An 11,996-nucleotide genomic window follows, 5' to 3' on the forward strand; every position below is an offset into this window, starting at 1 on the left:
AAGGGCTAAAATACAAAAAAACAAAGCCCCATGGGAGGGGCTTTCGACCTTGCTTAGTCATTAGATATTTATAGGAATTTAGGTTTTGTACATGTTGCGGTTATCAATGGCCTCTCGCCAACCCCCCAACCATTCTGATCTGTGCTCTATTTGCTGATATGGACATAAATCTTTGGACCGGCCCGCTAAACCTGCTTTGAATCCCTGGGCATGTGCTCTTTCTAAACGGTCTCTTTTCTGTCTCTTCATAGGTAAATTCCTCACCTTTCATATTTTTCGAGTTGCTTTCGTCTTAACGACATCCACATTTAATAAATAGTTAATAAATTCGTAAATATCAATCCGTACGAAGCACGACAGGGTCCTCTGTACACTTTGATTCAGTGCTTCGCCGCAGGCTGCCTGACAGCCGATAGCTCGAATTTCATCTAACTACTAACATTTCTACTATTGCATATGGTTAAACAACGGCCGACTGTGAACGCGCTTTTTCGCCAGACACACGTCGACTAATTCAGGATTGGCCAAACCTTCAAAAACAATAAATCATATATCGTTTTCACATGCAACAAGCGAACGATGACTGGCAAGTAACAAATATGGGGAATGAGAAAATTAATGCATAAAACAAGGGGGAACCATAAAAATCATCTAATTTAAGTAAAATATCAGATTGTTCATTAAAGAATTAACGTAAAAAAACATTCATTAATTTGTAATAAAAAAGGCCGCTAGAATGCGGCCTTAGATCAACGCGTTAAGCGTTTTACTGGATTTTCTCAAGACCACCCATGTACGGTCTCAATACAGTAGGTACGACAATAGAGCCATCTGCTTGTTGATAGTTTTCCAATATTGCGACCAAAGTACGGCCAATCGCCAAACCTGAACCATTTAGTGTGTGCAGCAACTCAGGCTTTTTCTCACCTGCACGACGGAAACGCGCTTGCATGCGGCGCGCCTGGAAGTCCTGCATGTTTGAGCAAGAAGAAATTTCACGATAAGTGTTTTGCGCTGGCAACCAAACTTCAAGGTCATAAGTTTTTGCCGCACCAAAGCCCATGTCGCCGGTACACAGAACGACTTTACGATAAGGCAGCTCCAGTGCCTGCAAAATACCTTCAGCGTGGCCTGTCAGCTCTTCCAACGCAGCCATTGAATCTTCAGGCTTAACCAGCTGTACTAATTCTACTTTATCGAACTGATGCTGACGGATAAGACCACGTGTATCACGACCATAACTGCCCGCTTCACTTCTGAAACATGGCGTATACGCAGTCATGCGAACTGGTAGCTCTTTCTCGTCGAAAATCTCGTCGCGTGCGCAGTTGGTCAGAGGTACTTCAGCAGTAGGAATTAGGCTGTAACCGTCTTGGTCTTCGCTTAAGGCTTCCGTATGAAACAAATCTTCAGCAAACTTAGGTAACTGTCCCGTGCCGTACAAGCTTGCTTTGTTGACCAGGTAAGGCACACACATTTCGGTATAACCGTTTTGATCTGTATGCGTATCCAGCATAAATTGCGACAATGCACGGTTAAGACGAGCAATACCACCACGCATTACCGTAAAGCGAGAGCCGCTGAGCTTAACGCCGGTTTCAAAATCCAGGCCCTTGCCCAACGCTTCACCCAGATCGACGTGATCTTTAACTTCAAAGTCAAACGCTTTTGGCTCGCCCCATTTGCTCACCTCAACGTTTTCGCTTTCATCAGCGCCAACAGGTACATCTTCAGCAGGTAAGTTAGGTAAGGTGGCAGCAATATCCTGCAGCTGAGCCAATACTTCATCCTGCTCTGTTTTTGCGGCACTTAGCTGATCACCCAGATCAGCAACGGCATCCAGTAATGGCTGAACGTCTTCACCTTTTGCTTTGGCCTGGCCTATCGCTTTGGAACGGCTGTTACGCTCGCTTTGCAGTTCCTGCGTTTTGATCTGAAGTGTTTTTCGTTTTTCTTCCAGCGCGTTAATAGCAGCCACATCGAGCTCAAAGCCACGTTTTTTCAAACGCTCTGCTGCTTCCTCAATGTCCTGACGTAAATACTTTGCATCTAACATAGTTTATTCTTTTAACCTTTTTGCATGACTAAGCACAGGCCTATCCAGGCCATGAAAATACACATCACGACATTCAACACTATATTCAGTACCATTTTCATTATCTGGCCTTGCTGAAGTAACAGCAAAGAGTCCATAGAAAAGGTAGAAAATGTCGTTAAAGCACCCAAGAAGCCAATCCCGACCAAACTTTTGGCCGGAGATACTTCAATGATCTGCTTATCAATTAATCCGTAGAGAATGCCCATCAACAGTGAACCCAGAATATTAACGGTCAACGTACCAAAAGGGAATCCCTTACCCAAGAGTTTTAAGGTGATATCACTAATAAAAAAGCGCAGGCAGGCGCCAAAAGCACCACCGGTTGCAATCATCAGGTAAGTTTTAATCAAATCCATCAGTGATTATCTTCGTCTTGATAGCGTTTCTGAACACTTTGTTCATTTAAAGAACGCAAGTAGCGGAGTTTTTCGGAAATTTGTTTTTCTAACCCTCTGTCACTGGGCTCATAGTAGCGACGCTGCTGTATCTCCGCTGGAAAGTAACATTCACCGGCGGCAAACGCACCCGGTTCATTGTGTGCATATCGATACTCCTCACCAAAGCCGAGTTCTTTCATCAGCTTGGTGGGTGCATTACGCAGGTGCTCCGGCACCGGGAAGTCAGGATCGCTGGCGGCATCCTGCTTAGCCTGATTGAACGCCATGTAGACGGCATTACTTTTAGCCGAACTGGCCAGATAAATCGTTGCCTGCGCTATGGCCCGCTCTCCTTCACTGGGACCAACCCGGTGATAAATATCCCAGGCATTCAACGCCACTTGCATGGCACGAGGATCAGCATTGCCTATATCTTCAGTCGCAATTGCCAGTAACCGTCTGGCTACATAGAGTGGATCGCCACCACCGGCAAGGATCCGACAATACCAATACAACGCGGCATCCGGGTCGCTGCCTCGCACAGATTTATGAAATGCCGAGATCAGGTCGTAATAGATATCGCCACCCTTATCGTATTTCGCAAGGTGCGACGGTAAGACTTGTTTTAGCACTGCTTCATCGATTAACACTTGCCCTTCACCATTGGCACCCAGATCAGTGGCTTGCTCAAGCAGATTGAGCGCTTTTCTGGCATCGCCATCCGCAGCACGAGACAATGCATCTACAACGGCATCATCCAGTGTAATTTGCAGGCTTCCAAGCTCGGTGTCCTGAGCCAGTGCCTGACGCAATACCTGAGTAAGCTCGTCAAGGCTAAGCGGCTTTAGCGTATAAACGCGCGCACGGGATAAAATCGCATTGTTCAGGGCAAATGAAGGGTTCTCAGTGGTCGCGCCGATAAAGATAAAAGTGCCGTCCTCGATATGTGGCAAGAAGGCATCCTGCTGTGACTTATTGAATCGATGAACTTCATCGACAAACAAAATCGTGCGAGTGCTACTTTGGCTTAGGCGATTCTTCGCATCGAGCACTTGCTCACGGATCTCCTTGACACCAGCTGTAACCGCAGATAACTTGCACAGTTGTGCATTGGCATGGTGTGCGATGATTTCAGCAAGCGTGGTTTTACCCACGCCGGGAGGCCCCCACAAAATCAAGCTATGGCAACGCCCCTGAGCAATGGCCCGACGCAACGGACTGTCAGCACCAAGAATATGACTTTGCCCAATATAGCCATCCAAGTTGGACGGGCGCATTCTCGCCGCCAAAGGCCTGACATCGGGCGCAAAATCAAAACCCAGGTTAGTCACTTTGTGTCTGGTCGTCGACGACCACCCCTTCTGGGATCACAAACTTAAATTGATCGGCTTCCACCGGACCATTTATCTGCGCATCGCTGAACTTAAAGCTGGAGATCTGACCTGAAGAATCTGTGACGTTCAACTGGCCAATTTTCAAACCGCTGTCAGCAAACAAAACATCCAACCGCTCCACCTGAGCACCGGATTGAATAGGCTCAATACGATAGCCGCCAGAAATTTCTGACACCTGATACTTCTGCCATTGCTTTGGGTCTTGTGTCGTCAGCAACACAAATGGCGTTGTGTCTATCAGACCAAGTGTATTAAGAATCGTTGCTTGCTCAGCAAAGCTGTCAAAATAAACCGTACGAAGCCCATCTGAAACCAACAAAGTTTCATCAGGCTCATTCTGTTGCCAGCGTATTTTAGCGGGGTATTGCAGTACTATTTCGCCCTTACCGGATTGGATAAGGTGTCCGTCCTGATCAATCACACTTTGTTCAAACTCGGCCCGAAAGCTCTCCAATGCTTTTAACTTATCTTTCAAAGACTGCGCAGCAACACTCACTGTTTGCGTTTTATTCGCTTGTGTTGCATATACTGCCGGATTAGCCCCGACAATACATAAAGCCAGAATAAGTGGTTGTAACTTCATTAATTTGCTCCACCTTTAGGCACCAATACTTCTCTGGCACCATTGTGCCCTGGCGCACTCACGACGCCGGACATTTCCATTTGTTCAACCAGGCGAGCCGCGCGGTTATAACCAACGCGTAATTTTCGCTGAACGCTAGACACAGAAACCTTACCGGTTTCAATGACAAACGCCACAGCTTCATCGTAGAGTGGATCAGACTCCTCGTCTTCTCCCTCACTTGCCTCACCTGGCAGTAAAATATCTTCTGTGGCTTCGCCACACAGTATGTCATCGATATAGTTAGGTTTACCACGGGCTTTCCAGTCACTGACGACCGCATGCACTTCATGATCATCAACAAATGCGCCATGAACACGTATCGGTACACTGGTACCTGGTGGTAGATACAACATGTCACCCATACCCAACAGGTTTTCAGCACCTTGTTGGTCCAGTATGGTACGCGAGTCGATTTTGCTCGATACCTGGAACGCCATTCGGGTTGGAATATTGGCCTTGATCAGGCCAGTAATCACATCCACCGAAGGTCGCTGCGTTGCCAGCACAAGGTGGATCCCTGCTGCACGCGCTTTTTGCGCGATACGGGCAATTAACTCTTCCACTTTTTTGCCCACAATCATCATCATGTCGGCAAATTCATCGATAACAACAACAATACTCGGCAGCTTATCCAGCTCTTCGGGTTCGTCTGCCATGCCGTCCGTGTCTTTGAACAAGGGATCCAGAATTGGATGGCCGGCTTCCTTTGCATCCAGGATCTTCTGGTTGTAGCCCTTCAGATTTCGTACGCCAAGCGCTGACATCAGCTTGTAACGACGTTCCATTTCGCCCACACACCAACGCAACGCATTGGCTGCTTCTTTCATGTCCGTGACCACCTCACACAGCAAATGCGGAATGCCCTCATACACCGATAATTCAAGCATCTTAGGGTCAATCATAATCATGCGTACGTCTTCAGGTGGTGATTTGTACAACAAGCTTAATATCATAACATTAACGCCGACTGACTTACCTGATCCAGTTGTACCGGCGACAAGTAAGTGAGGCATTTTGGCCAAATCGGCCACCACCGGCTGCCCGGCAATGTCTTTGCCCAGTACCATGGTCAGTGGCGAAGCATTCTGCTCAAACTTAGGGGCATTTATCACCTCTGATAAACGCACGATTTCTCGATTTTTATTTGGTAGTTCCAGACCCACAAAAGTCTTGCCCGGAATAACTTCAACCACACGCACACTGACAGCTGACAGAGAACGCGCCAAATCTTTTGCAAGGCCAGTGATCTTAGCGACTTTAATCCCTGGCGCCAAATCTAGCTCAAAGCGCGTAACAACCGGGCCCGGATAAACCCCCATAACCTTAGCCTGAATATTGAAATCCAATAGTTTTGACTCAACAAGACGAGATACCGCTTCGAGCTCTTCTTCGGAGATTGGGTTTTTCGCTTTATCTGGTCTGTCTAGCAAATCGAGTGACGGTAAAGGATCTTTTGGAGGTTCAGCTTCCAATAATGCTTCAAATTGCTCTTTGGCACTCGGTGGTGGCTGATAACCCGACGTAGGCTTTTCTTTAGGTTTTAAAGGCCGTGCGGGTGATACCACTTTGGTTTCAACAGGCGCAGGTGTATCGTCCAATGCATTCAGCGCCGCTACCGTATCAAACGCTTCATCGTCGACTGCTGAGAAGTTAATTTCCTGCTCAAGAATGTCATCCAGTTCATCGAACACACTGGGTGCTACGGCGATGTCATCGTCATTAGCCATCGCTAAATCGCTTGCCTCAGCGTGACGTACCTCAGGTTCAGGCAAAGACGCCGGTTTTGCGCCAAACAACTTATCTTTTAACTTTTGGGGCTTACTCTTGTTGGACTGTAGTGGGGCATCCGAAACATGCTCGACCGTATCAGACGTTGTGGCCTCAACCACATCTTCAATGACATGCTCATTGGGCTCGTCTTCAACTTGCGCAGCTGCTTGATTTTGCTCAGTACTTTCGAGCAAAGTAGCATTCGGTGGTACAGCGTCTTTACTCTCATCTTGGCTACCACTCTCTGTGACAGCTGCCTTAGGTTCGCCACGATGCTTTATTTTTGCGAAACACCATTTACAGAACGCAACTACTTTTTCGCCAATATAATCGACAAACTCAACCCAGGATACGCCTGTCAACAGTGTCAGGCCCGCAAAGAAAAAGCACAATAACAAGATTGTGGTTCCTGTAAAGTTAAATGCAGGCATCATGGCACTGGCGACCACATCCCCCACTACCCCACCGGAAGAAAAGCTATAAATATCGTCAAAATTGATGCTGCTGATTGCGCTGGCTGATGTGATAAACAAAGTACCGCCTATCAGTCTCAGTCCCAAAGTTGTGTAGTCTAGCTGCAGTAGTTTATGTGGTTTTTTGAACAACAGATAGCCAAACAACTGAATGACTGCCGGCACTAAAAATGCCAGCCAGCCAAAACTGAGTAATAAAATATCAGCAACCCAGGCACCAGCTGCACCTGTGATATTGTTTACCTTGATAAACTCGCCTGTTTGCGTCCAGGCTGGGTCTGCCGGGTCAAAGCTGATAAGTGCGCACAGCGTAAATATCGCTGCCGCGGTGCTGACGATCAGGCCAGTCTCCAGCAGGCGCTGAATACCATTTAAGCGCATTATGTAATACCTAAATACTGTTTCGTTAATTCTAACATGACTTTTTGCACACCTTAGCAAGAATTTCCCTAGGGTGCACAAGGTTTTATCACTTCACCTTGCTCCCCTTTTACTTCTTCCATTACAACATAGGTACGACTTTCACTAATACTGGGTAATTTTAAAAGTATCTCACCTAAAACGCCGCGATACTCAGACATATCCGTTACCCGGGTTTTTAACAGGTAGTCAAAGTTACCTGACACAAGGTGACATTCGATAATTTCATCATGTTGCTTTACTGCCTGATTGAACTGATCGAATACATCAGGCGAGTTTTTATTGACGGTGACCTCAACGAATACCAACAAGCCCTGGCCCAGTTTCACCGGGTCAACAACCGCTTTGTATCCTTTTATGTATCCTTCGCGTTCGAGCTTTTTTACCCGCTCCAGGCAAGGTGTAGCACTCAGTCCTATTCTTCTGGCTAATTCTACATTAGAAATTCTTCCGTCTTTTTGCAGTTCAACTAAAATCTTTCTATCGGTTCGGTCTAACTGAGTATGCATGATCAGTTTTATATCCTGAATATTAACTTAATATAGTGTTATCAACTGCACTCTACACTAAAAAAGGTAGGACATACTAGCAAACCATATCTATAATAGTCGAAAATTTTTACCCCGTTCTTAATTGAGGCGAATTGTTATGATTATTGGTGTACCTAAAGAGATAAAAAACCACGAATACCGTGTTGGTATGGTTCCAGCGAGTGTTCGTGAACTGATTAATCACGGCCACCAGGTAATAGTTGAAACAAATGCAGGTATCGGTATTGGTTTCACTGACGAAGATTATGTTCAGGTTGGTGCAGAAATCCGTGACACAGCGGCACAGGTTTTCGAACAAGCTGACATGATCGTTAAAGTAAAAGAGCCACAGGCTGTTGAGCGCGCAATGCTACGTGAAGACCAAATTCTATTCACTTACTTGCACCTTGCACCTGATTTGCCTCAGACAGAAGATCTGGTTAAAAGCGGCGCAATCTGTATCGCATACGAAACGGTTACTGACAACCGTGGTGGGTTACCATTATTGGCACCTATGTCAGAAGTTGCTGGCCGTATGTCAATCCAGGCTGGTGCTCAGGCACTTGAAAAGTCAAACCTGGGTCGCGGTATGCTACTGGGTGGTGTACCTGGTGTTGAACCGGCGAAAGTTGTTGTGATCGGTGGTGGTATGGTTGGCCGTAACGCAGCACAGATGGCTGTTGGTATGGGTGCTGACGTGACAATCCTTGATCGTAACATCGACGTACTGCGTAGCCTTAACGCGCAATTTGGTAGCCAAGCAAAAGTTATCTACTCAACAGTTGATGCACTAGAGAAGCACGTTATTGGAGCAGATTTAGTGATCGGTGGTGTACTAATCCCAGGCGCAGCTGCTCCTAAACTAGTTACAGCTGATCACATCAAAGCGATGAAGCCTGGTGCTGCAATCGTTGACGTTGCTATCGACCAAGGTGGTTGTATCGCTACTTCTAAAGCAACAACACACGCAGAGCCAACTTACATCGTTGACGATGTTGTTCACTACTGTGTAGCAAACATGCCAGGTGCAGTACCACGCACTTCTACGTTTGCTTTGAACAACGCAACCCTGCCTTACATCATCAAGCTTGCGAACCAGGGCTACAAAGAGGCGCTATTGTCTGACGAGCACTTCCTGAATGGTCTGAATGTTATTAAGGGCCAGATCACATGTAAAGAAGTCGCTGAAGGCTTTAACATGGAATACGTTGAAGCACGTACAGCGCTTGCCAACGCATAATTAAACACTTGGTGTTTACAAAGCCTCGCTTATGCGGGGCTTTTTGCTTTTTATACGCCAGGCTCGCACAGAGTTGCCTGCACCGCTTTTTATTGTCTATCTTTTTATAATAGTCAGGTAGTAAAGGTAGCGTTGCATGGCCATATCTCTCACACAGCAAGAAAAACTCATTTTAAAAACGGTCAATATTCCGCCAAGACCACAAGCACTGTTGCAGTTTTCAGAAGAAGCTAAGCTCCCGGAACCCAACATCACCAAAATTTCAGATATACTACAAAGCGATGTGGCGATCAGTGCTGCTATATTACAGGTAGTGAATTCCGCCGCCTTTCGTCGCAGCCGCGAAATTGACTCCATTGAACAAGCTGTCATGATCCTGGGTTTAAAGCGGCTCATTCCGTTAGTTAAAGCTGTGGCTTTAAAGTCCTCAGTTGATTTACCTGCTGCGCTAAGTGATTTCTGGGAAACGCAATCCGATATTGGTCAACATGCTTCTGTCATTTGTAACCGCCTTAACCGGCCTGCACTGGCAAATCACGCCTACATGCTTGGTTTATTCCATGGCGTTGGGATCCCCATTTTATGCCAGCACTTTGATGACTATCAGAACGTACTGGACAAAGCACAGACAGACGGCTGGACCGAAGCCAGTCAATTTGAGTTTGCCCGGTACCACACCAGCCATGGCACCATAGGTGCATTGCTCGCTCAACAGTGGCGCCTGCCAAAGATCGTGATTAACGTTATTTATTACCAACATGACGTAGACGGTATTCTCACGTCCGGGGAGTTAGATAACATTGGTAATGACCTGCTGTCGATTTTAAAAATTGCCCGCCATAAATCCTATTTAGCAACAACCCCAGTAAGTGAACAAAATCCGGAGTGGCAAGTGATCAAAGACGATGTCATGGATTATCTGGATATTTCTGACGAAGAGCTCGACGAGTTGTGGGGTGAATCATCAGAGTAGAGATAATCCACCCAGCACCTACAAATAAGAACACGATAGGCCGAGATAATTAACCACAGCAGATCTGTTGCGGATCCGCTTAAAACTAATAAAAACTGCATTTAAATGCCTAAATAATTGAAAGTTTCCCCCAATGATTTACCTTTATAAAGGGAAGCAGTTAGGAGATATGCCTGTGAAGTTCAAATTTAAGGTAATAGCCGTTTCAGCCTCAGTGCTCTTTCTGGCCCTGTTATTACTATCACTTAAACAGTATTTTTTACTGAAAGATAATTTACAACAACAAGTCAATGATAGTGTAGGAGAAATCATTCAGGGGATCAGTAATACTGTGACCTCGCAGATGCAAGGTGCCATTGATTTGGCGGTACTGACCACCGGACTGGTGGAACAAAGCGACTCACTTAAACAAGCCCTGCCCCTGATCTCACAGCCCAAATTAAAAGAAACATTTTTATTGATTGGCTATGGTGAAGACGCAACCGGAAACTATGTTGCAAGCGATCCCGGCTGGGATCCAGGACCAACCTGGGACCCTCGGGTGCGCCCATGGTTTGCCGGCGCTAAACAGGCCAATCAACTGATTGTGACTGCACCTTACGCCGATTCAGTGAGTAAAGAAATTGTGGTGTCTGTCGGCACACCCGTTAAAAAAGGTGGCCGTTTCCATGGCGCAATCTTCTTTGATGTTAGCCTCGCCAAACTCGGTAATATGATCAATTCTTTTGAACTATTTGACTCCGGTTTTGCGTTTATGGTGAGTAAAGATGGCACCATTATTTCGCACCCAGATACCGAGTTAAATGGTCAGCAAGCAAGTCAATTTTTAGGCCGAACCCAGGTGTCCCAAACGGTGCAGGAAATCAGTATGAATAACCGCACCTATTTGATCACCTTTAAGGACGTCGAAGGTTTGGACTGGTATGTGGGTGTCGCGCTCGAAAAAGACAAAGTATTCGCTGCTGTCGATACGATGGCTCAGGACGCCACTTTGTTTTCACTCATCGCAGTGATTGCGGCCGTTGTTGTATTGTCATTGGTCATTAACTTGCTCCTTAAGCCCCTTGAAGACATCAATGTGGCGATGGCCAATATTGCCCAGGGGCACGCTGATTTGACTGTTCGCCTTGAGGCGTCTAACGAGCCCGAATTTGCGTCACTGGCTGAAAACTTCAATCGCTTTACTTCCCGGTTACAAACACTCATTGCTGATATTCAACAACTTGGACATGAAGTATTAGAAGATGCCCGACAAACTTCCACAGGGGCCAATCAGGCCACTATGGCCATAGAGCAGCAGCTTAACGCGCTCAATACGTTAACGACTGCCACTGCGAACATGTCTAGCACAGAACAGCAAGTCGCAAGCACAGCACAACAGGCCGCCGACGCCATTCAGAACACCGACAACCTCGCCAGCAATGGTGAAACCATAGTTGCAGAGTCAACCGACGCCATTACGGATTTATCGGCACAAATCAAACGCGCTGTGGATGTTGTCGCTGAACTCGAAGTATCGTCCTCAGGCATAGAGCAGATATTATCGGTCATCAATGGGATTGCCGAGCAAACCAACTTGTTAGCGCTAAACGCTGCCATTGAAGCCGCACGGGCTGGCGAATCTGGTCGCGGGTTTGCGGTGGTTGCTGATGAAGTTAGAACCCTGGCACAACGCACACAAGAAGCAACAACCGAAATTAAAGCAATGATAGATCAGCTGCAAAGCGGTGCTCAAAGCGCGGTTGGTGTTATGAATCAAAGTCAGACCATAGTGGAAAAGTCGGTCAGCAAAGCCAATGACACCCGTGAAGCACTGGACGCTATTCGTCAGTCTATTGCCAGCATTGTCGATTTAAATGTCAGTATCGCTAATATGATCAGCGAGCAGAAACACGTAGTAGAAGAAGTCAATAACAATGCTTCTCAGATCCGTAACCTGTCTGACACTGTGTTTGATGAAGCCAAAGCAGTTGATCACACAATGCAGTCTCAGGTGGAAAAAATTGCTAAGCAGGAAGACATGTTAGAACAGTTCAGAGTGTAAACTTGCCACTGATGTAATACTAGCGAGTGAGGTTAAAACTCGCTAGTATATG

At 46.4% G+C, this 11,996-nt stretch carries 10 protein-coding genes; 3 read left to right on the forward strand and 7 right to left on the reverse strand.

The genetic code is table 11. The features are described 5' to 3' along the window. Window positions 1–78: 78 nt before the first annotated feature. From rmf to lrp, 7 genes are all read right to left on the reverse strand, one after another. Window positions 79–249 (reverse strand): ribosome modulation factor, encoded by a 171-nt coding sequence (rmf, locus tag QNM19_RS06195; protein ID WP_049864454.1) that lies wholly within the window; start codon window positions 247–249, stop codon window positions 79–81. A 517-nt stretch (window positions 250–766) separates the two neighbouring features. Beyond that, window positions 767–2,056 carry a serine--tRNA ligase gene (serS, locus tag QNM19_RS06200; protein WP_049864453.1) on the reverse strand — a complete coding sequence of 430 codons (1,290 nt, stop codon included), beginning with the start codon at window positions 2,054–2,056 and terminating at the stop codon, window positions 767–769. Window positions 2,057–2,067: 11 nt separating this feature from the next. Further along, window positions 2,068–2,454 (reverse strand): fluoride efflux transporter CrcB, encoded by a 387-nt coding sequence (gene crcB / locus QNM19_RS06205; RefSeq protein WP_417711866.1) that lies wholly within the window; start codon window positions 2,452–2,454, stop codon window positions 2,068–2,070. After that, the gene (locus QNM19_RS06210) at window positions 2,454–3,806 is read right to left on the reverse strand and encodes a replication-associated recombination protein A (RefSeq protein WP_049864452.1); all 1,353 of its coding nucleotides are present in this window, start codon (window positions 3,804–3,806) and stop codon (window positions 2,454–2,456) included. The genes crcB and QNM19_RS06210 overlap by 1 nt, the downstream gene beginning before the upstream one ends. Beyond that, the gene (gene lolA / locus QNM19_RS06215) at window positions 3,799–4,452 is read right to left on the reverse strand and encodes an outer membrane lipoprotein periplasmic chaperone LolA (RefSeq protein ID WP_284026483.1); all 654 of its coding nucleotides are present in this window, start codon (window positions 4,450–4,452) and stop codon (window positions 3,799–3,801) included. The genes QNM19_RS06210 and lolA overlap by 8 nt, the downstream gene beginning before the upstream one ends. Next, a complete protein-coding gene (locus QNM19_RS06220; protein ID WP_284026484.1) occupies window positions 4,452–7,118 on the reverse strand; it encodes a DNA translocase FtsK in 2,667 nt (888 codons plus the stop codon). Before QNM19_RS06220 ends, lolA begins: the two co-directional genes overlap by 1 nt. 68 nt (window positions 7,119–7,186) lie before the next feature. Beyond that, on the reverse strand, window positions 7,187–7,666 hold the full coding sequence (gene lrp / locus QNM19_RS06225) for a leucine-responsive transcriptional regulator Lrp (protein ID WP_010384600.1): 480 nt from the start codon (window positions 7,664–7,666) through the stop codon (window positions 7,187–7,189). Between the two features lie 139 nt (window positions 7,667–7,805). Here lrp and ald point away from each other — a divergent pair, with 139 nt between their 5' ends. The 3 genes from ald to QNM19_RS06240 all read left to right on the forward strand — a co-directional run bounded on the left by ald (window position 7,806) and on the right by QNM19_RS06240 (window position 11,944). Further along, entirely contained in the window at window positions 7,806–8,927 is a 1,122-nt protein-coding gene (ald, locus tag QNM19_RS06230) for an alanine dehydrogenase (RefSeq protein ID WP_284026485.1), read from the forward strand. A gap of 136 nt (window positions 8,928–9,063) precedes the next feature. Continuing rightward, entirely contained in the window at window positions 9,064–9,900 is an 837-nt protein-coding gene (locus QNM19_RS06235; RefSeq protein ID WP_049866214.1) for an HDOD domain-containing protein, read from the forward strand. 169 nt (window positions 9,901–10,069) lie between these two features. Continuing rightward, window positions 10,070–11,944: a methyl-accepting chemotaxis protein gene (locus QNM19_RS06240; RefSeq protein ID WP_049866213.1), complete on the forward strand. Its 1,875-nt coding sequence runs from the start codon at window positions 10,070–10,072 to the stop codon at window positions 11,942–11,944. The last annotated feature ends 52 nt before the right edge of the window (window positions 11,945–11,996 follow it).

The sequence above is a fragment of the Pseudoalteromonas ardens genome, from assembly GCF_030125445.1.
Taxonomy (GTDB): Bacteria; Pseudomonadota; Gammaproteobacteria; order Enterobacterales; family Alteromonadaceae; genus Pseudoalteromonas; species Pseudoalteromonas ardens.

Bases quoted from the DNA above. Each gene is read 5' to 3' on its own strand.
- rmf (WP_049864454.1), bottom strand. From the start codon at position 249: ATGAAGAGACAGAAAAGAGACCGTTTAGAAAGAGCACATGCCCAGGGA.
- QNM19_RS06235 (WP_049866214.1), top strand. From the start codon at position 9,064: ATGGCCATATCTCTCACACAGCAAGAAAAACTCATTTTAAAAACGGTC.
- lrp (WP_010384600.1), bottom strand. From the start codon at position 7,666: ATGCATACTCAGTTAGACCGAACCGATAGAAAGATTTTAGTTGAACTG.
- serS (WP_049864453.1), bottom strand. From the start codon at position 2,056: ATGTTAGATGCAAAGTATTTACGTCAGGACATTGAGGAAGCAGCAGAG.
- ald (WP_284026485.1), top strand. From the start codon at position 7,806: ATGATTATTGGTGTACCTAAAGAGATAAAAAACCACGAATACCGTGTT.
- QNM19_RS06240 (WP_049866213.1), top strand. From the start codon at position 10,070: ATGCCTGTGAAGTTCAAATTTAAGGTAATAGCCGTTTCAGCCTCAGTG.
- QNM19_RS06220 (WP_284026484.1), bottom strand. From the start codon at position 7,118: ATGCGCTTAAATGGTATTCAGCGCCTGCTGGAGACTGGCCTGATCGTC.
- lolA (WP_284026483.1), bottom strand. From the start codon at position 4,452: ATGAAGTTACAACCACTTATTCTGGCTTTATGTATTGTCGGGGCTAAT.
- crcB (WP_417711866.1), bottom strand. From the start codon at position 2,454: ATGGATTTGATTAAAACTTACCTGATGATTGCAACCGGTGGTGCTTTT.